Here is a 19,979-nt window from a genome sequence, read left to right as displayed (position 1 = left end):
CAGAGCATGGGGGGCACGCCCGGTCCCGTTCCGAACCCGGAAGCTAAGCCCCATCGCGCCGAGAGTACTGCGGGGTCAGCCCGTGGGAGGCCAGGGCGCCGCTGACCGGTGGACGGCACCGAGCCGTCGGATGACATGGAGAAGGGGGGAGGCCTCGCGGCCTCCCCCTTTTTTTTGCGTTTACGGGCTTTTGTCTCACATAGTAGCTGTGTTTTATAACCCTCGTTTGTCGCATCTTCTGTGAACGGGCTACAATAACTTAGTCTGTGCGATATGGAGGTGAACATGGCTGAAGCTGGTATCGGCGTTGATATCGTCGAGATTTCCCGCATGAAATCAATTCTTGAAAAGACGCCGTCGTTTGCTCGGCGTGTGTTTACCGAAGAAGAGCGTGCGTATTGCGACGCGTCATCGCGCCCCGCCGCTCACTATGCGAGCCGCTTTGCTTCGCGCGAGGCGGTGCTTAAAGCTCTCGGCACGGGTTTTAGTCAAGGCGTGGGTCGCAAGGATGTTTCGGTAACGCGTGATAAACTCGGCAAACCGAAGGCGCTGCTTTCGGGCCGTGCTCTCGAGATCGCTCAAGAACTGGGTGTTGTTGAGGTCGCTCTTTCCATTACGCTTACGGGAGACTTGGCCGTTGCGAATGCCATCGCGATTACCGAAGATGCTCGGCCTAAGCCAAAAGATGAAAAGGTGAGCACCAAGAAACGCGTTGCGCAGACATTTAAAGAGGCTCGCTCTGTTTTAGATGAGCTTGAGCAGCTGCAGAATTCAGCATTGACGGAGCACCTGGGCGATGCTTCGCAAGATACGCTAGGAGCATAGATGAAACCGGTTTTGAGTACCGAAGAAGTCGTTCGTCTCGAGGATATCATCGAACGCGAAGGGACTTCGAAGGCCGAGCTTATGGAGCTAGCGGGTGAGTTTGCCGCCAACGAGGTCTTGAAGCTCAATCCCGATCGGGTTCTCGTTCTGGTCGGTTTTGGTAATAATGGCGGCGACGGTTGGGTTGCCGCCGATATCCTGAGCCATAAGGGTGTGGACGTGGATATCGTTTCTCCGGTTGAACCGGATGAGATTCCTGCTGCTCTGGCACGTCATGTTGCTCGTCGTACTGCCGGCCGCGATGTGCACGTTTGCGTCGGCCCTTCGCGTGACGAACTCGAGGTTTTGATCGATAAGGCCGATGTTGTTGTCGATGCCATTTTTGGTACCGGTTTTCACGGGAATCTGCGTGCGCCGTTCTCCATCTGGATTCCTACGGTCAATGAATGCGCCGATTGTGTCGTATCCATTGATGTCCCCTCGGGCCTGAATGCCGAGACGGGCGTTGTTGATGACGACTGCATTCGTGCCGAGCATACGGTGACGATGATTGCGCCCAAGATTGGTCTGTATAGCGCTGATGGCCCTGAGTATGCTGGCGATTTGATCTGCGGCAATCTTTACGACCGTCTTGACGAGGTCATCGATGATGTCGACCACGCCGCCGAGATTGTCGAGCCCGGTGACTTAGTTGATTACTTTGCTCCACTACCTACGAATATCGATAAGTATTCCCGTGGCTCTGTGCTTATTGTCGCCGGATCTGCACAATATCCTGGTGCTGCCATTATGGCGGCCAAGTCTGCAGCTCGCGCGGGTGCTGGTTACGTGGCAGTCGCGGCTCCTGACGCCTGCGCTAATCTTATTCGCATGGCACTTCCTTCGATTCCCGTCTTTGCTATTCCGTCTGATTCCCGCGGCTCCTTTGGCGCCGCTGCGCGCATGACGGTGTGCGAGATTGCAAAGAAGTACAGCTGCGTACTGTGCGGTCCCGGTATGACGACGTCTGCCGGCGCTATGCAGGTGGTTTCGGGCTTGCTCGAGCTTGATGTACCGCTTATTTTGGATGCCGATGCACTCAACTGCCTTGCTAAGATTGCCATTGACGGTATTGATAGTAACCCCGAGATGTATCGTCGCGAGCAGCCGTTGGTTATGACGCCGCACTATCGTGAGCTTTCGCGTCTGGTTGCCGGTGACGAGGTGAACGACCTTGGTACCGCGATTGCGGCCGCGCAGAAGGTCGTCTGGGCTGCAGGCTCCGACAACCTGGTTGTCATTGCCAAGGGGCCGACGACGGCTATCTGTGGCGTTGAGCGTGTGCTGCTGCCGCTCTCGGGTCCGGCTTCTCTGGCAACTGCCGGTTCGGGTGATGTTCTCGCGGGTATTTTGGCCGGCACGCTTGCCACCATGCGCGACGAGATGGATCGTTGGGAGTTGCTGTATTCGTACGCCGTCGCACTTCACAGCTACGCCGGTTTTGCCGCGGCGACGGAGTATGGTGAGAAGAGCGTCATCGCGACCGATCTTATCGACTTGATCGGTCCTGCCATGGAACTGGCGGCAAAGGATGCGCTCGAAGATCTGGGAATCATGGACGAAGGGTCGGATGACTAATCATGAATAAAGCCGATTTGACGCGCTGGTCCTGGGTCGAGATCGACCGCGGGGCGCTCCGTCGCAACACGAGGGCCTATAAGAATTTACTGAATCCACGTCAGCGCCTGTGCTGCGTGGTTAAGGCCGATGCTTATGGTCATGGAGCTGTTGAGTGCGCCAAGATCATGTATTCGGCCGGTGCCGACATGTTTGCCGTGGCGACGGTTAACGAGGGCGTTGAGCTCCGACAGGGCGGGATTACGAAACCCATCCTCATCCTAAGCGAGCCGCCTATCGAGGCCATTCCGACGTTGCTCGAGTTTGATATCATGCCCTCGGTCTATACGTCTGACTTTGCTCTTGCGTATGGCGAATGTGCCGTCGCGGCGGGCAAAGTGGGCAAGTATCATCTCGCCATCGAGACGGGCATGAATCGTATCGGCGTTCACTACACGCAGGTGCTTGACTTTGTCCGCGGTATTAATTTCCATCGCGGTATTCAGTGCGACGGCGTATTTACGCACTTCGCCACGGCCGATGAACCTTCGGGCTGGGACTACAAACTGCAGTGTCAGCGCTTTACCGAGGCCGTTCAGGCCATTAAGGATGCGGGCTTTGAGTGCGGTATCGTGCACTGCGCCAACACGCCGTCCTCGATGCTCGACCCTTCGATGCATTTTGATATGATTCGCGCCGGCGTTGGCTTGTATGGAATGCAGCCGTGCGAGCTGAGTGGCCGCGTGATGCAGCTTGATCCCGTTATGAGCGTCCATGCGCGTGTGACGCGCGTGGCACACCCTGCGATGGGTGAGGGCGTGGGCTACGGTTTTACCTACCGCGTACCGCGTACGCGCGTTCAGATCTGCACGCTGCCGATCGGTTATGCCGATGGCCTATCGCGTACGCTTTCCAATCGTATGGATGTGCTGTATCGCGGCGAGCGCGTGCATCAGGTTGGCAATATCTGCATGGACCAGTTTATGGTCGCCATTCAGTCCAACCCGGCACACGAGATTCCCGAGGCCGAGTATGGTGACGAGATGATTATTGTCGGCCGCGATGGCGATGCCGAGATCACTATGGACGAGATGGCCCGACTGCGCGGAACGATTAACTACGAGGTCGCCTGCGGCTTTGGCATGCGTCTCGACAAGGTCTACGTGTAGGAGCCGCTATGGGCGTCATGCACATCCCCGGCCATACCCATCAGGCACCACGTGAGGTCGCACTCGAGGAAATTGAGGCCGTTCTGGGCGATTGTCACCTCTGCCAGCTCTACCAGTCGCGTCACAATATCGTGTTTGGCGTGGGAAACCCCCGCGCTCGTGTGATGTTTATTGGCGAGGCGCCGGGCCGCAATGAGGATTTGCAGGGCGAGCCCTTTGTGGGGGCGGCAGGCGAGGACCTCAACGGCATTTTGTCGCTGGCGGGACTCAAACGCGAAGACGTCTACATTGCCAACGTGCTTAAGTGCCGCCCGCCGGGAAACCGCAATCCACGTCCCGAGGAAGTGCTGGCTTGCTCGCCGTTTTTGCGTGAGCAGATTCGAAGCATCTGGCCCGATATTATCGTGACGCTCGGCAACCCCGCGACGCACTTTGTGCTTAAGACCGAGATTGGCATTACTAAGCTGCGCGGCAGGTTCCACCAGATGGGGCATTTTGTAGTAATGCCCACGTTCCATCCGGCAGCAGCGCTACGCAATCCGGCGTGGCAGGAACTGCTGGAGGAAGACTTTAAGATGCTGGGCGACTATCTGGAGCGACATCCCGCACCAGAGGACGCCTCGGAATAATAAGGAGCATATATGTCCCTGGAGCGCCTGGGGGTAGGTACTTACAAAACGACTTGCGCTGCCGATACGGAGTACTTTGGCGAGCTAATTGCACCGTGCCTTGAGGACGGCGATGTGCTCATCCTGACCGGTGGCCTGGGGGTGGGCAAAACTCACTTTACCAAGGGCGTCTCGCGCGGGCTGGGCGATGGGCATATGGTTACGAGCCCTACGTTTGCGCTCATGGCCGTTCACGATCAAGGCCGTATTCCGCTGTTTCACTTTGATCTATACCGCCTGGAGCATGCCTACGAGCTCGAGGATACGGGCATTTTCGATGTGCTGGGCTATGAGGGTGCTTGCCTGCTGGAATGGGGCGAACAATTCCAAGACGAGCTGACGGATGAGTATCTTTCGGTGACGCTCAAGCGTGATGAGGGCGACAGTGATGTGCGAACGATAACGCTCGAGGCGCACGGTGACCGCGCAATGGAGCTTTCCCATTTGATTGATAAGGCTGTACAAGATGAGCTTGCATAACGACAACGCGCTGGTGGTGGCGCTCGATACTTCGACCGACATGCTTGCCTGCGCGGCAAGCTGGATTGATGGGCAGACGGGCGAGACGAAGCTCGTGAGTGGCGACCACATGTGTCGCCGTCACTCCAACGTTGAGCTCGTGAATACCGTTGATGGCGTGCTGGCTCAAGCCGGTCTGGATCGCAGCGATGTTGGTTGCTATGTGGTCGGCCGCGGCCCGGGGTCCTTTACGGGTGTGCGCATCGGCATCTCCACTGCCAAGGGCCTCGCGCGTGGTGCCAATGTTCCGCTGCTGGGTGTGTCGACGCTCGACGCTTGCGCTTGGACGGCGTGGAAGGCTGGCGTGCGCGGCAAGCTTGGTATCTTGGCCGATGCTATGCGCGGTGAGGTATATCCGGCGCTGTATATGCTGGTTGATGAGGGTCCCGAGCGTCAATTTGAGCGCGAACACGTGGTCAAGGCCGCCGTGGCGCTCGATGAGTGGCGCCAAGCAGCGGACTGGGACCAGGTTCAGCTGACCGGTGACGGTCTCGTGCGCTATGGCAAGCTGCTGGGTGAGGACGAGACCGCCCGCTGCGTGGAGCGCGACCTGTGGTGGCCTTCGGGCGAGGGCTTGCTGCTCGCGCACGCTGCGGGTGACGGCGATCCGGCCCGCGTCTTGCCGATTTACACGCGCCTTTCGGATGCCGAGGAAAACGAGCGCAAGCGTCTTGGTCTTGCCGAGAGTGCGCAGAGCGAAATTACGGGTGTTGCCGATGAGCTCGCCGGTCGTCATCTGCAGTTCCGTCCCATGGGCGCGGCGGATGCCGAGGGCACGAGCGCGCTGGAGGCTGCCTGCTTTGAAGGTGTCGGACACGAGGCGTGGACGCCGGGCATGTTCCTGTCCGAACTGGGCGAGGACGTTGCTGCGCCGCGTAGTTGGTGGGTGGCACACGACGACGGCAAGCTGCTGGGCCTTGCCGGCGGTATGGTCGTGGACGGTGATGTGCAGATTCTGGATGTCGCCGTCGACCCGGCACATCGCCGCGAGGGCATTGCCCGCAAGCTGCTGTCGCACGTGAGCTATGATGCCCAGATGCTCGGCTGCACCACGGCTTCGCTCGAGGTCGAGGACGGTAACGAGGGGGCGATCGCGCTTTATAACGCTCTGGGCTTTACCGAGGCTGCCCGTCGCCGCGGCTACTACGGTGTCGGCAAGGATGCCATCGTCATGACGGCGCCGCTGCCCCTGGTGCTTCCGGTCGACAATGCTTCGCCCGAGCCGACGGCGGCAGAGCAGCGCGTATGGCCGCTGCCTGCGCCTGGGCGCTCCGAGGGGGAGCGTGCCGAAATTGAGCGCCGCCGCCTAGTGCTCGCTATCGAGAGTTCCTGCGACGAGACGGCCGTGGCGATTATCGATGCGGATGGCAATATGCTGGCCAACCAGGTGTCGACACAGATTGATTTTCATGCCCGCTTTGGCGGCGTGGTGCCCGAGATCGCCTCGCGCAAACACGTTGAGGTGATTGTGAGTGTCGTGGATGCGGCGCTCGAGGATGCCGCAGCATCGCTTGGTCTTGAGGGTGGAGCCATTGCCCCCAGCGAGCTTGCCGCCGTGGGCGTGACACAGGGTCCGGGCCTGGTGGGCGCCCTCGTGGTGGGCGTTGCCTTTGCCAAAGGCTTTGCCTACGCTGCCGGTAAGCCGCTCGTATGCGTCAACCATCTGGAGGGGCATCTGTTTGCCAACTTGCTGGCGCAGCCCGACCTCAAGCCTCCGTTTATCTTTACGCTTGTCTCGGGCGGGCACACCATGCTCGTGCACGTAAAGGCATGGGGCGACTACGAGGTGCTCGGTGAGACGCTCGACGACGCCGTGGGCGAGGCCTTCGACAAGGTGGCCAAGGCGTTGGGCCTGGGCTATCCCGGTGGCCCCATCATTTCCAAGCTGGCCGAGACGGGCAATCCCCGCGCGATCGATTTCCCCCGTGCGCTTAACAGCAGGGGAGACTATCGTTTCTCGCTTTCGGGTCTTAAAACGGCCGTGACGCTCTACATCGAGCAGGAGACCAAGGCCGGGCGCACGATTCACCTGCCCGATCTGGCGGCTTCGTTTGAGGCGGCTGTCTTTGACGTGCAGTACAAGAAGGCCAAAAACGCATTGCACGCTACCGGATGTAAGGAATACTGCATCGGCGGCGGCGTCTCGGCCAACCCGCATCTGCGCGAGATGATGATCAAGAAGCTTGGACGTCAGGGGATTCGCGTAACGGTGCCGCCCTTGTCTGCCTGTACCGATAACGCAGCCATGATCGCGGAGGTCGCCCGCCGTAAATTCGACCGAGGCGAAATCTCGCCGTTCGACGTCGACGCCGATCCAAACATGACGCTGTAGCTGGTACGGCGCGGTCCCCGGACGGAGGGGCCGGATATAAGGTTTCCTGCTCTACAGTCCTGCGCAAGACGAAGGCCACATTAAGTGGCCTTCTTTGCGTGCGGAACTCGCGATAAACCTTATATCCGGCCCCTCCGTCCGGGGACCTTTCTGCGTCGATATAGCTTCTGAGCTGGTTTGGCGTCGACAACGTCCAGCAAAGTTAACAAGCCAGTGTCGAATTTCCGGCGTTCTTTAGCTGAAAGAAAAAAGTTGGTGTGCGGAGCTTTGCTCCGCATTTGGGATGGGAGCCCCTGAGAGCCGCGGGAGCCGGGCGGCGCATATGAACTTTATCGCGAGTTCCGCACGCAAAGGAAAGCACTTAATGTGCTTTCCGTCTTGCGCAGGACTGTAGAGCAGGAAAGTTCATATGCGCCGCCCGGCTCCCGCGGCTCTCAGGGGCATCTCTCATGCAAAAACTGTCGTGGGGTAAAGTCCGAGGTCAGTGGCGTTTTATACCGAGAAATTCAAAAAAAGTTGAAAATTCATTACAAATTTGCGTTGACTTTAGGTAACTAAAGTTTCATACTCCTTTTCAACCACTGGGGGATGTGAACACGCACGGATCGTTCACATCATGATTGAAGAGGATTTCTTAGACATGTTCACGCATCAGCTAAACATTATCAGCGTAGTAATTATCTGATGCGGGTTAGCACATACAGCTAGCCCGTACGATAACGGGCGGCTGATGAAGATGAGGGCCGTCGAGCGCAACCGACGGCCCTCATTTTTTATGTCTAGGAAGTTCTTTTTAGAGGAGGAAATGTAATGAACGGAGTTTTGCTCATGGTCGTGGCCGCGGCGGTGCTCGCCTGCGGCTATCTGGGCTACGGCCGCTGGCTGGCCAACAAGTGGGGCGTTGACAAAGAGGCCCTCACGCCGGCCAAGCGCATGAAGGACGGCAACAGCTTCTCGCCCGTCTCCGCCTTCACCGCGTTTTCGCACCAGTTCAGCTCGATCTGCGGTGCTGGCCCTGTCACGGGTACGATCGTCGCCATGGCCTTTGGCTGGCTGCCCGTCGTGCTCTGGGTCCTCGTCGGCGGCATCTTCTTTGGTGCCGTCCACGACTTTGGCGCTCTGTACGCCTCGATGAAGAACAACGGCAAGTCCCTGGCTCAGCTCATCGAGAAGTACATCGGCAAGACCGGCCGTCGCCTGTTCCTGCTGTTCTGCTGGCTGTTCTGCATCATTGTCATCGCCGCCTTCACCGACATGGTCTGCAAGACGTTCATGTTCACCCCGGCCGTTGACGCTTCTGGTGCTGCTACCGGTGCCATCGACTTCACCAAGTCCTATGCCGCCGGCTGCGCTGGTACCATCTCCATCCTGTTCACCTTCGTCGCTATCGCCTTTGGTTGGGCTCAGAAGAAGTTCAACCTCACCGGCGCTGCCGAGTTCGTCACCGGCGTGGTCCTCATGGTTCTCATGTTCGCCGTCGGTATGCAGTTCCCGGTTTACCTGGATAAATTCCAGTGGTTCGCCGTCGTCATGGTCTACCTGGTCTTCGCTGGCGCTATGCCCATTCAGATGCTCAAGACCCCGCGTGACTACCTCACTTCCATCATGATGATCGTCATGATCGTCTGCGCTGTCCTCGGCATCGTCGTCCTGGGCGTTAACGGCCAGGCCACCATCACCGCTCCGGTCTTCACCGGCTTCTCCACTGCCTCTGGCATGATGTTCCCGGTCCTGTTTGTCTCCGTTGCCTGCGGTGCTCTCTCCGGTTTCCACAGCCTCGTTTCTTCCGGCACCTCTTCTAAGCAGGTCGAGAAGGAGCAGGACGCCGTCAAGGTCGGTTACGGCGCCATGATCGTCGAGTCCTTCGTCGGCATCCTTGCCATCATCGTCGCCGGCATCATGTTCTCCGATATGAACACCGCCGGTACCGGCGCCCTCAACGCCGGTGTCGCTTCCACCCCGTTCCAGATCTTCGCCGCCGGCATCTCCCGCGGTATGCAGGCCTTCGGTGTTGACGGCACGCTCGCAACCGTCTTCATGACCATGAACGTTTCCGCTCTGGCCCTGACCTCGCTCGATGCCGTCGCCCGCATCGCTCGCACCTCGTTCTCCGAGTTCTTTGCCCAGACCAACGATGCCCTGGCCATCGAGTCCAAGGCCGGCTACATGAAGGTCCTCGGCAACCCCTGGTTCGCCACGGTCGTCACCCTGCTTCCTGGTCTCGCCCTCGCTTTTGGTGGCTATGCCAACATCTGGCCGCTCTTTGGTGCTTCCAACCAGCTGCTCGGCGGCATGACCATGATCACCCTCGCCGTGTTCTGCAAGTGCACCGGCCGCAAGGGTTGGATGCTCTACGTGCCCGTCGTCTTCCTGCTCTGCTGCACCTTCACCTCGCTGGTCCAGAGCGCCATGGGCTGCATGACCGCCGTCCAGGCCTACGGTTTCTTCGGTACCATCCCGGCTACCGCCACCACGGCCGCCGTCTCCGTCGCCGCCACCAAGGGCCTGCAGCTCGTCTTTGCCGTCCTGCTGATGGTCCTGGGCCTCATCGTCGCCGTCAACTGCCTCAAGGAGTTCTTCGGCAAGGAGGTTGGCTCCATGCCTGATGAGGAGCCCGAGTGGTCCGATATGGGCAAGGCCGAGTACGGTCGCGCCGCTGCCGCTGAGGCTCCTGCCGACGCCGAGGCCGTCAAGGCCTAGTCGGTCGGACGGGTTGAATCTCTCATCCATATGACTCGGAAAGACCGGGTCCGCAACGACGCGGACTCGGTCTTTTTTTTTCATGCGAAAGCGGGTGACGCTCGAGTGCTCTCGCAGATGTTTTGCGTGGATAAGGGCGTGCGTTGTACCATATAGACGTATATGTGTACATATGAAAGGGGCCCCGTGGCCAAGACGGTATATTCCGATAATCAAAACAATGTCGATGCTTTGGCTGAGCGCCTGAGCAGCCAGACGTCGCTTTCTGCTGAGCGCGCCAAGCTGGTTGCCTACGACCTGCTCTGCCGCAAGGCGCTCAAGATTAAGTCGAGCGCGCTGGCGCAGATTTTCCGCTCCGTCGATAAGGAGTGCGACACCAAGGCGATGCGCGATGAGCTTATCGCGGCAAAGATCGTGACCAAGATCGAGGGTAGCGGCATTAACGGGCGCCCGGCGTTCTATACCATCAATGCCGAGATCCGCGTTGCCCAGGAGCAGCCTGCCGAGTCCGTCGAGGGTTTTGTCGTCGAGGATTCCGCTGACGTGCCTGCTGTGGAAGAAGCTGCTCCGCGCGAGCATGTCGATACCGATGAGTTGCTCGATGAGAACGTCGTGCGTGCCTTTACGGCCAAGGCAGGACGCGGCGGTTTTGGCGGGGGTGGCAAGCGCGATGCGCAGCGCCGCGCCCAGCAGGAGCGCTTCCGTCGCGCCGTTGCTCGAAAGGGTGAGACGGATGCTGAGGCTGTTGAGACCGAGGTTGCTGCCGAGTCGCAGAAGCCCGCGAGGGAGCAAAAGCCCGTGGAGGCCCAAGAGCCCAAGCGTCGTCGCGGTGCTCACTTTAAGACTGCACAGCAGGATGCCGCGCGTGAGGTTGAAGGGTCTTCTGAGGTTGCAGACGATGTTGAGGAGTCTGCCAAGAAGGCTCCGGGTTCGTGTCGTCCCGGCCGCGGTTTTGCGGGACGTGCGTATCCCGTAAAGCGTCAGGAGAAGGGCGAGTCGGTTTCGACCACCCAGGACGAGAAGGCCGTTGAGCCGGTGGCTCGCGAGCAAAAGCCTGTTGAGCCGCGGCTTGAGGTTGATGCCGAGGCCAAGGGCCAGCAGCCTACTGATGAGCAGGCGGAGCAGGGCGCGTCGAGCAAGCCTCGCCGCCGTCGCCATCGTGGGGGCCGCAGTTCCCATGCCGAGACTGCAACCGAGAAGACCACGCCGCAGAACGAGGATGCGAAGGCCGAGGTTTCTTCGGGGCAGCCTAAGCGCCAGCCGGCGAAGGAGAGCAAGTTCGATCGTCCGCAGAAGCAGGCGTCTATGCCGAAGCACGAGCGCAATTCCCAGGGCGATTCTAAGCGCAAGTCTCAGAAGAAGCCGGAGTCTGCCGCAGCAGATACTGCTGCCCAGCAGCCCAAGTCGTCCGTCCACGGCGAGGTCTCGGCGTTTGCCCTTGCCCGCGTTTTAGGCAGGCAGCTGCTCAAGGTTGTCCCCACGCCTATGGCGCTCTCCAAGATCAAGGAGCAGCAGACACAGATCGTAAAGGTCGAGGGCAAGGACGGCAAAAAGGCTCCGCAGCGCACTCAGCACAACGAGATGTCCAACCGCAAGATTGCCGAGGAAATCGCAATCATCCAGGCTTGGATCGAGCAGAACCGAGGTGCCGATACGCCGGTTGCCTCGCGCCGCCAGCGTGCCTACCAGATCTTTAACGACGAGAAGGCTTTTGACGGCAAGCACGGTGAGCGCCTGATCAGGCGTATGACCGAAAAGGGCATCAGCATGCAGGCGATCAAGGTCGCCCCCAATCGCCCCGTGCACTTTACGGGCTTCTTTACACTGGGCGCCGACAAGCCGTTCATTATGGTCGAGAACCTGGACACCTACGACGAGATCGTCAAGCTGCTGCGTGGCCGCAAGCACGCCAAGCTCTTTGGCATCAAGGTGGGCGGCGTGATTTTTGGCGGCGGATGCAAGGCGAGCGTCTCGCATGCCCTGGACGATTATCTGGCCGAGATTGGCTATCGCTTTAACTACGTCTACTACGTGGGCGATATCGACCGCGAGGGCGCGCGTATCGTCGAGCAGACTCGCAATGCCAATGTGGTTGAGATTCGCCTGCATGCCGGCATGTACCGCGCCATGCTCGCCGAGCATAAGCGTCGCGTGAAGGCCGGCGGCGAGTGCGAGCCCGCGGCTGCCAACCAGGGTGTGCCGCAGAACCTGGCAGCGACGATCAAGGATCTGCCCATGGTTACGCGCGTGCAGTTCCGCAACGTGCTACGTGAAGGCGGGCGCATTCCGCAGGAGATCCTGATGACCGCAGACTATCGGGATGGCGACTCGGGAAGCTTCGACCGCATGCTGAACAATTAGCTCCGCCGTTCTACCGAACGGCGGTCTTCTTGACGCTGCGAGGGGCCCTGGCACGGCAATCTGACGTTCAACTTCGGCGGCGTGACCAGAAGGTCAGCGCCTCCTTGTTTCACGTCACCTTGCCATACCAGGGCCCCTCTCGCTGTCACGTCCAAAACATCGAGGTTAAGTGGCCTCCTGTTCGTGCGGAACTCGCGACAAACTTAATGCCCGGTCCGCCGGGGCCACGCGCCATTTTGTAGATGGCGGCTCGCTTTTCGGAACTGGGCTGATATTTTCTAGATGTAAGGCGCTCTTGGTCCTAATGGGCTTGGGGCGCCTGTCTTTTGAAGGCAGATTTTTCTCGTGTTGGACGAGAAGTTGTGTTGCCTTGCGGGTTCGAATCCCTCCGCTTGCCCACAAGAAAGCGCCCTGGGCCGTTATGGGCTCAGGGCGCTCAATTTTAATGGCTGGGACGGAGGGATTCGAACCCCCAACAGCCGGCACCAAAAACCGGAGTTCTACCGTTGAACTACGTCCCAATGTGTGGTGTTGCCCAAAAGCAACTCGTTTAGTTTACCTAATCTGCGAGGGCATCGCAAACGCCATCGAGCAGGCGTACGGCGAGTGTCTGCGCGTCGCTGGCCGTGAAGGTGCCGTTGTAGCGCGTCATGCCCGTGAGCTCAATGCGAATGCGTGCCGGCTTCTGCTGTGCGGCGACATTGGCAGTGCGGATGCGCTGGGCTAGGTTGTGGCACTCGGCGAGGGCAATCGTGGCGCGCGGTGCGGCGTCGGCGGGCAGCTCGTCGCTTGCGATCTCGAGCACCAGGTCAACGTCGGTTGGGACCTCGGAGTCGCAGAGCATCATGCCGCTGTTGTCGGTCGTTGCCGTGGCGATATTCCACATACGCGACGCAACACTGCGTGCGATGGGGTCCTCGCCGATAACGGCAATCTGAAAGCGCTCGAGCACGTTGGCGGCGCGAGCAAAACCGATGCGGGACTCGGCTTCGGTGACCGAGGGCTTGCCCTCCCACACATGGTGCAGGCGGTTGATGTAGGCGTAGGTGTCCTGGAAGGCCATGCCGTCGGCAAACAGGCCGACATTTTCCTGGAACTGCTGCAGGGCGGCCTCGGTATGCGGACCAAAGTAGCCGTCGTCTTCGCCACAGGCAAAGCCCAAAACGTTGAGAGCGCGCTGCAGGGCCTGCACATCGGCGCCATGGAAATTGGGCATGCGCAGATAGAGGGTGCGGTCGCCCAGCTTATACGAAGCGTCTACAAGGGCGCTCCAACAGGGGATATCGACGGCATGACCGGCAGCAAGGCCGCTGTCGAGCCTGAAGGTGCTGACGGCCTGCTCAGTGGTGGCTCCAAAGTACTTGTCGGTGACTTCGGCGGCATCAATCGTGTAGCCGAGCTGCAGGAGACGAGACTGCACGTCCTCGACGGCTGCTCCTTGCATGCCCGTTGTAATAGGTTCCATGAACGAACCCCTTTCGGCGTACCATTCGTACTATTTGAGCGTCTGTCGGATAGACAACGCAAAGGGATGCATAAACATGCACTCAACAGTGTAGCAAGTTGTGCCTAAATACGCTGCTGACAGGTTTTATAACCCCCGTTAGTTAAGGCGCTCCACAAAGAAATCTGCCATGGAGAGGAACAGCTCGCGTGCGTGCGGATCAAGCTCAACGTTCTCGATGGCCGCTTTGGCCTTAGCGGTCAGGTCGAGCGCGTAAGTGTGGGCGTAATCGATGGAGCCGGTCTCCTGGAAGATCTCCACGGCGCGTGCGAGCTGCGCGGGATCATCGGTGCCTGAGGAAAGAATCGCCTCGACCTCGTCGTGGTGGCGCTCATCAGAGAGGGCGTGTACGGCGACAAGCGTGCGCTTGCCCTCGGTGATGTCGGTGCGGAAGTCCTTGTTGGCGGCTTCCTTAGTGCCGACAAGGTTGAGCAGGTCGTCCTGAATCTGAAAGGCGAGGCCTGTGTGTAGGCCAAAGGCGCGCAGCGCTTCGATTTGCTCATCGCTGCCGCCGCCGATAATGGCTCCGGTGGCAAGCGGCGTGGCTCCGCTGTAAAACGCGGTCTTGTGCGTCGCCATGTCCAGGTAGTCATCAACCGAGATATCAAAGCGCCCGTCACGGACCCAACCCAGGTCGAGCGCTTGGCCCTCGATGGTGCGGACGATCATCTCGGTAAGCTCGTGGAGCACGCGCAGCTTCACGTCGGACTCCAGCGTAGGGTCGTCGAGAACCGTCTTGGTGACCATGGTGAGCGCCAGGTCGCCACAATTGATGGCAAGGCCCGTGCCCTCGGTAAGGTGCATGCAGGGCTTGCCTCGACGAAGCTGTCCGTTGTCGGCGATGTCGTCGTGGATCAGCGCGCCCGACTGGAAATGCTCGATGGCTGCCGCGGCGCTGCGGGCGCTCTCAAAGCTACCGCCCACTGCGGTTGCGGCGAGCATGCAGATAAGCGGGCGGTGGCGCTTGCCGGCGTTGGCCGTAAAAGCCGAGAGCGGCGCATACAGGTAGCGCTCGATATCGGCAGAGGTCGCCTGTCCGTCAAAGAACGTGGCCAGATAGTCGTTAATCTGGTCAAAGTGCTGGGCTAAAAAGCTGGTAAACGGACTGGACACGGGTTCTCGCATTCTTTCTGAGGTTGCATTGATGCAATATGCAGACAACATATTGCCACATCAGGGCGTTTGGCGCGGCAGTTTTGGCGATTTAGGACAACGGGCGTGCGTTTGATGGAGCGCGCCTAAATCAGCCTAAAATGCTCGAGCGCCGCAACGACACCGTCGTGATCGACGGTGTCGGTCACGTAATCGGCCTTATCCTTGAGATAGTCCGGTGCGTTGCCCATCGCAATGCCGACATCGACGGCGTTCATCAGCGAGACGTCATTGCTGGCGTCGCCAATGCCGTATACGGTTCCGTGGTGGGGGTCGAGGGCGTCGAGTACAGACTGGATGCCCCCGCGCTTCGTGCATTCGCGGGGCGAGATTTCGGTTACCTCGAGTTCGAGCTCGTTAAAGCACAGCAGCGGCTCAAGTGCCTTATCTTGAGCGATGTGGTTGGCGAGCGATGTAGACATCAAGATCTTGTAGACACTGTAATGTTGCAGCTGCGTGACTGCGTCGCCCAGGGTGCGCGCGTATCCGGGGGCATCGGGGGCATCGGCACTCATGCGCACGACGCCGTTGAGGCCCTCAAAGCGGATGACCTCGCCCGATTGCTCAAGATAGGGGGCAAGATGCTGCAGCATGCTGGGCGTCATCGACAGATCGCGAATTGCGTGTCCGTTGATCTCGGCGTAACCGCCCGCAAGACAGACGATGCCGGTCCAAGGCAGCTCAAGAAGTTTGGGGTGGATGCAGCTGAGGGTACGTCCCGTGCAGATAAAGGCCATGTTGCCGTTGGCGACAAACTCGCGGATTGCCTGCGAAACCGCCTCGTTGGGATAGGGGGAGAGGTCCCGCTCGTCTTCGGGAAGGTCTTGGGCGAGCCTGGGGTCTTGCCAGGCGAGCGTTCCGTCGATATCGAAGAAGCAAATATCGCCGCGCTTATGGGCTGCGCTGGCGGCAGGGGAGGCCGAGGTGGTGGGCACAAATTCCGGCTCGAGGCCCATGATCTGGTCAAAATGCTCTTTAACGCGGGGAACGGAGATGCCGATGACCACCTGGGCGGTCTTGCCCGTAATGATGAGGCCCTTGGCGCCCGCCGCGACAAACGACGCGTTATCTGCAACGATGGAAGGGTCTGCGACCTCGACGCGCAGGCGCGTGGCGCAGTTGGTTGCGCCCACGATATTGCCAACGCCACCTAAAAGCTGAATTACCCGCTCAGCGAGGACGTGATCTTGATCGGATCGACTATCGACCTCGTCATTGGGGGATTGCTCTTTGGCAAAGTCGCTTCCCGTTAAACAATCGATTGCCGCGCGATTGGCAACATGATCCTCGCGGCCCGGTGTCTTAAGGTCATAGACCAAGATGAGTGCTCGAAAACTAACAAAAAAGATGAGGCTAAAGGCAAGGCCGATACCGAGCGCCAAAAGATAGGCACCGGCATGCGTGCGCATGAGCGGAATAAAGTTGAAGGCTGCCATCTCCATCAGGCCGCCCGAGAAGATGCCGACGATGCCAAAGAGATTCATGGTTGTGGCAAGGCAAGACGATAAGACGGCGTAGAGCAAAAAGAGCCCGGGGTGGGTGAACATAAAGAGAAACTCGAGTGGCTCGGTAACGCCGCAAACCACCGAGGCGATGATGGCGGGAACAAGGATGACCCTGAGGCCGGCGCGGCGCTCGGGTTTTGCGGTGGAGTAGAACGCAGCTGCGATGGCAGGAAGGCCAAAGAGCTTGACCCAGCCGGTGGCGGTAAAACCGGCCCACGGCGCAAGCTCATTAAGGGGGCGCGTGCTATGGGAGAGGATGGGGAGCAAACTGCTCCACGTGGCGTAGATGCCGTCGTTAATGACCAGGTTGTCGTAGTAGATCGGCATGTAGAGCAGGTGGTGCAGGCCAAAGGGCTCGAGTGCTCGTTCTAAAAAGACAAAGATGCCCACGCCAAAGGGACCGACGCCTGCAAGCGCGTGACGCAGCGTATCAGTTACATCGTATACGGAGGGCACGATGGCGGCCGAGATAGCGGCAAGGGCAAACACGGCAAAAAAGCTGATGAGGTAGACCAGCGAGGAGCCCGAGAAGGTGCCGAGCCAATCGGGAACCTTGGCATCGTAGAAGCGGTCATGGATGGCGACGACGGTTGCCGATACCGCCAGCGGGCCGATAATGCCGGTGTCGAGCGTCTTGATGCCGTCGATGATGGTGATGCCGCTAGCGGAGGTCAAAGACGACGGGTACTTAAGTCCAAGATTGTCTCCGCTCAGCTTAATGATCTCGCTCAAAAAGAAGCAGTAGGCAAAATAGGCGACGAGAGCCTCGAGGCAGCAACGAGCCGGTTGTTTTTGGGCAAGACCGATGGGCAGCGCTACGGCAAAAAGGAGCGGGAGGCGTTTAAAGACCGTCCACGAGCCGCGCTGGATGATGGTCCAAAAAGCGTACCAAGGGGTTCCGTATACGGCGAGATCGCCGACGATGTCCGCAGTCGTTGCGAGAGCGGAGACGCCGACCATGAGGCCTGATATAGAAAACAGCATGGCGGGCGCGAACATTGCCCCGCCAAAGCGTTGGATTTTTTGCAGCATGTTCTGCCTTCCGAATATCGAGGCGCGTTGCGCGTGGGGAAACGTTTAAACAATGGATTCATTGTAGAGGACCAGACGATTGTCGTACCGGCAGTTTTGAGCGAAACCGATTTGGGCATGACAGAAACCGTCAACGGTTAAATCCTGTCGCTTTACCGATATTCGGTTTAAACAACTTTAAGAAATGCTATCGTGCCTAGCCGGAAATGAATAATGTAGAGGTGAAACAATGCCAAAAGCGATATACGAAGGAATCTACCGAGAAATACGCTCGCGCATCATTAATGGGACCTATGCGTTTCAGGAGATGCTGCCAACCGAAGCCGAGCTGACCGCGGAGTTCGGATGCACTCGCAATACCGTCCGTCGCGCCTTGGGTATGCTGGCCGACGGGATGTTTGTGCAGCCCATACACGGCAAGGGCGTGCGCGTTATTTGGCTTAAGGGCGAAACCGACATGTTGGGCGCACTCGAAGAGGTTGAGTCGTTTGGCGAGCTTGCAAAGCGCAACAATGCCGTTGCATCTACGGACGTTAAGTCTTTCGAACATCTGGTTTGCACCGAGCAACTCTCTCGTCACCTGGGCTTTAAGGTGGGCGAGGAGTTGATTCGCGTAGTGCGTGTCCGAAGCCTCAACGGCAACGCGCGCCAAGTGGACCATGGCTATTTTTTGGCGTCGATCGCCAAGGGCCTGACTCCCGAGATCGCGGCAGATTCTATTTACGGCTATCTGGAGCACAAGCGCGGTGTCAAAGTGATGGCGAGCCGTCGTACGGTGAGTGTCGAGCTCGCCAACGATGAGGACTGCAGCTATCTTGACCTCGGCAAATACAACTGCGTTGCCGTCATGGAGAGTCAGTCGTACACCTCGGACGGCATCTTGTTTGAGGTGACGCACACTCGCACACACCCCGAGATCTTCCATTACCGTGTCAATTCCAAGCGATAGCCGGCTAGCTCGCAGCCTGACGAGACTCATGGCCTCAAAGAGAAAACGCCCGGTCAAACCGACGGTACATCGGCTTGACCGGGCGTTTTCTCTGCATTCGACAACAAATAATTGTTTATACAAAACTTGTCAAGTATCAAGTTGAAATTACCGTTCACCGAAGTTTTTCTACCGCTCTAGTAATACTTGTTCAAACAACTAGCCAAATAGCGTATCGTACAAATCAGCAAAAGGGGCAAAGTCCCCGAGCCAATCTCCGAAGGCGGCGGCAAAGGGTGCCGCCACGGTGTGAAAGGGTGGATTGTAATGAAGAACGAAATGAGCAGAAGGCAGTTCCTGGGCTTTGCTGGTTCCGCGGCTGCGGTTCTTGGTCTGGGTCTCGTGGGCTGCGGTGGTTCTGCCGGCTCCGGCTCCTCTGCTTCTGGTGACGCTGCCGAGGTCTACTTCCTCCAATTCAAGCCCGAGGTCGACAAGGAGTGGAAGGAGATCGCCAAGGCCTATAAGAAGGAGAAGGGCGTCGAGGTCAAGATCGTGACCGCCGCCTCCAACACCTACGAGGAGAAGCTCAAGTCCGAGATGTCCAAGAGCTCCGCTCCGACCCTGTTCCAGGTCAACGGCCCCACCGGTCTTAAGAACTGGAAGGATTACTGCGCCGACCTGTCCGATACCAAGCTCCGCGGTGAGCTCATTGACGACTCCCTGGCTCTGCAGTCCGACGGCAAGGATCTGGGTATCGACTGGGTCCAGGAGAGCTACGGCATCATCTACAACAAGCAGCTGCTCGAGAAGGCTGGTTACAAGGCCGAGGACATCAACTCCTTCGACAAGCTGAAGGCTTGTGCCGACGACATCCAGGCCCGCAAGGACGAGCTTGGTGTTGAGGGCGCCTTCACTTCCGCTGGCATGGACGACTCCTCCAGCTGGCGCTACACCACCCACCTTGCCAACCTCCCGCTCTACTACGAGTTCGAGAAGGAGCACAATCAGGAGGACGACGAGATCAAGGGCGAGTATCTCGACAACTTCAAGCAGATTTTCGACCTGTACATCACCGACTCCACCTGCGATCCTTCGCAGCTTGCCTCCAAGACCGGCGACGACGCCACCAACGAGTTCGCAACCGGCAAGGCCGTCTTCTACCAGAACGGTTCTTGGGCCTACGCTGACCTCACCAAGGCCGGCATGACCGACGATCAGATTGGCATGATGCCCATCTACATCGGTGTCGACGGCGAGGAGAACCAGGGCCTGTGCTCCGGCGGCGAGAACTACTGGTGCGTCAGCTCCCAGGCTTCCGAGGATGCCCAGAAGGCCACCGAGGACTTCATGTATTGGTGCGTCACTTCTGACACTGCCACCAGCATCATCGCTGACAAGATGGGTCTGACTGCCCCGTTCAAGAGCGCTAAGGAGACCACCAACGTCTTCTCGCAGCAGGCCGTTGCCATGGCCAAGGACGGCAAGAAGACCGTCGCTTGGGACTTCGTTTACATCCCCTCTGAGGAGTGGAAGAAGAACCTCAAGCAGGCTCTGATTGCCTATGCTGCCGACAACAGCAAGTGGGACGGCGTCAAGAACGCCTTCGTCGATGGCTGGAAGACCGAGAAGGCTGCTTCCGAGTAAGCAGTTGCTGCCCAAGCTATCTGATTAGCGACAGGGGGCGGGCA

The 19,979-nt window shown here is 58.9% G+C and carries 13 protein-coding genes, 1 tRNA gene and 1 rRNA gene; 11 read left to right on the top strand and 4 right to left on the bottom strand.

The window, feature by feature from the left end; all coding sequences use genetic code 11:
• The 9 genes from rrf to RX395_RS07985 form a co-directional block, all read left to right on the top strand.
• Positions 1-107, top strand: a 5S ribosomal RNA gene (rrf, locus tag RX395_RS08025); the annotation flags it as partial.
• A gap of 178 nt (positions 108-285) precedes the next feature.
• Positions 286-825, top strand: coding sequence for a holo-ACP synthase (gene acpS, locus RX395_RS08020; RefSeq protein ID WP_117655164.1), 540 nt, complete (start codon positions 286-288; stop codon positions 823-825).
• Positions 826-2,442 carry an NAD(P)H-hydrate dehydratase gene (locus tag RX395_RS08015; RefSeq protein ID WP_082222952.1) on the top strand — a complete coding sequence of 539 codons (1,617 nt, stop codon included), beginning with the start codon at positions 826-828 and terminating at the stop codon, positions 2,440-2,442.
• Between the two features lie 2 nt (positions 2,443-2,444).
• Positions 2,445-3,590: an alanine racemase gene (alr, locus tag RX395_RS08010; protein WP_035137770.1), complete on the top strand. Its 1,146-nt coding sequence runs from the start codon at positions 2,445-2,447 to the stop codon at positions 3,588-3,590.
• A gap of 8 nt (positions 3,591-3,598) precedes the next feature.
• Complete coding sequence (locus tag RX395_RS08005; protein WP_006235848.1) at positions 3,599-4,219, top strand: uracil-DNA glycosylase; 621 nt, start codon at positions 3,599-3,601, stop codon at positions 4,217-4,219.
• A 12-nt stretch (positions 4,220-4,231) separates the two neighbouring features.
• Positions 4,232-4,738 carry a tRNA (adenosine(37)-N6)-threonylcarbamoyltransferase complex ATPase subunit type 1 TsaE gene (tsaE, locus tag RX395_RS08000; RefSeq protein ID WP_006235849.1) on the top strand — a complete coding sequence of 169 codons (507 nt, stop codon included), beginning with the start codon at positions 4,232-4,234 and terminating at the stop codon, positions 4,736-4,738.
• On the top strand, positions 4,725-7,109 hold the full coding sequence (gene tsaD / locus RX395_RS07995) for a tRNA (adenosine(37)-N6)-threonylcarbamoyltransferase complex transferase subunit TsaD (protein WP_316366749.1): 2,385 nt from the start codon (positions 4,725-4,727) through the stop codon (positions 7,107-7,109). Before tsaE ends, tsaD begins: the two co-directional genes overlap by 14 nt.
• Positions 7,110-7,919: 810 nt before the next feature.
• Positions 7,920-9,809 carry a carbon starvation CstA family protein gene (locus RX395_RS07990; protein WP_316366748.1) on the top strand — a complete coding sequence of 630 codons (1,890 nt, stop codon included), beginning with the start codon at positions 7,920-7,922 and terminating at the stop codon, positions 9,807-9,809.
• A 186-nt stretch (positions 9,810-9,995) separates the two neighbouring features.
• Entirely contained in the window at positions 9,996-12,170 is a 2,175-nt protein-coding gene (locus tag RX395_RS07985) for a hypothetical protein (protein WP_316366747.1), read from the top strand.
• Between the two features lie 446 nt (positions 12,171-12,616).
• On the opposite strand, the gene RX395_RS07980 is transcribed toward RX395_RS07985, so the two are convergent.
• The 4 genes from RX395_RS07980 to RX395_RS07965 form a co-directional block, all read right to left on the bottom strand.
• Positions 12,617-12,691: transfer RNA gene (locus RX395_RS07980), tRNA-Gln, on the bottom strand.
• A 38-nt stretch (positions 12,692-12,729) separates the two neighbouring features.
• Positions 12,730-13,635 (bottom strand): peptidoglycan-binding domain-containing protein, encoded by a 906-nt coding sequence (locus RX395_RS07975; RefSeq protein ID WP_022094145.1) that lies wholly within the window; start codon positions 13,633-13,635, stop codon positions 12,730-12,732.
• Between the two features lie 138 nt (positions 13,636-13,773).
• A complete protein-coding gene (locus RX395_RS07970; RefSeq protein ID WP_316366745.1) occupies positions 13,774-14,787 on the bottom strand; it encodes a polyprenyl synthetase family protein in 1,014 nt (337 codons plus the stop codon).
• 125 nt (positions 14,788-14,912) lie between these two features.
• Positions 14,913-17,363 carry a PTS transporter subunit EIIC gene (locus RX395_RS07965; RefSeq protein ID WP_316366743.1) on the bottom strand — a complete coding sequence of 817 codons (2,451 nt, stop codon included), beginning with the start codon at positions 17,361-17,363 and terminating at the stop codon, positions 14,913-14,915.
• 229 nt (positions 17,364-17,592) lie between these two features.
• On the opposite strand from RX395_RS07965, the gene RX395_RS07960 reads away from it, so the two are divergent.
• The gene (locus RX395_RS07960) at positions 17,593-18,312 is read left to right on the top strand and encodes a GntR family transcriptional regulator (RefSeq protein ID WP_316366741.1); all 720 of its coding nucleotides are present in this window, start codon (positions 17,593-17,595) and stop codon (positions 18,310-18,312) included.
• Between the two features lie 306 nt (positions 18,313-18,618).
• Entirely contained in the window at positions 18,619-19,935 is a 1,317-nt protein-coding gene (locus RX395_RS07955) for an ABC transporter substrate-binding protein (RefSeq protein WP_138341397.1), read from the top strand.
• Positions 19,936-19,979 lie beyond the last annotated feature (44 nt).

This window comes from Collinsella aerofaciens (genome assembly GCF_032584215.1).
Lineage (GTDB): Bacteria > Actinomycetota > Coriobacteriia > Coriobacteriales > Coriobacteriaceae > Collinsella.
This window is presented reverse-complemented; position numbering and strand designations above follow the sequence as displayed.

What these genes read in the sequence shown, in the direction of transcription:
- acpS (WP_117655164.1), top strand. Translation starts at nt 286, where the DNA reads ATGGCTGAAGCTGGTATCGGCGTTGATATCGTCGAGATTTCCCGCATG.
- RX395_RS08015 (WP_082222952.1), top strand. Translation starts at nt 826, where the DNA reads ATGAAACCGGTTTTGAGTACCGAAGAAGTCGTTCGTCTCGAGGATATC.
- alr (WP_035137770.1), top strand. Translation starts at nt 2,445, where the DNA reads ATGAATAAAGCCGATTTGACGCGCTGGTCCTGGGTCGAGATCGACCGC.
- RX395_RS08005 (WP_006235848.1), top strand. Translation starts at nt 3,599, where the DNA reads ATGGGCGTCATGCACATCCCCGGCCATACCCATCAGGCACCACGTGAG.
- tsaE (WP_006235849.1), top strand. Translation starts at nt 4,232, where the DNA reads ATGTCCCTGGAGCGCCTGGGGGTAGGTACTTACAAAACGACTTGCGCT.
- tsaD (WP_316366749.1), top strand. Translation starts at nt 4,725, where the DNA reads ATGAGCTTGCATAACGACAACGCGCTGGTGGTGGCGCTCGATACTTCG.
- RX395_RS07990 (WP_316366748.1), top strand. Translation starts at nt 7,920, where the DNA reads ATGAACGGAGTTTTGCTCATGGTCGTGGCCGCGGCGGTGCTCGCCTGC.
- RX395_RS07975 (WP_022094145.1), bottom strand. Translation starts at nt 13,635, where the DNA reads ATGGAACCTATTACAACGGGCATGCAAGGAGCAGCCGTCGAGGACGTG.
- RX395_RS07965 (WP_316366743.1), bottom strand. Translation starts at nt 17,363, where the DNA reads ATGCTGCAAAAAATCCAACGCTTTGGCGGGGCAATGTTCGCGCCCGCC.
- RX395_RS07960 (WP_316366741.1), top strand. Translation starts at nt 17,593, where the DNA reads ATGCCAAAAGCGATATACGAAGGAATCTACCGAGAAATACGCTCGCGC.
- RX395_RS07955 (WP_138341397.1), top strand. Translation starts at nt 18,619, where the DNA reads ATGAAGAACGAAATGAGCAGAAGGCAGTTCCTGGGCTTTGCTGGTTCC.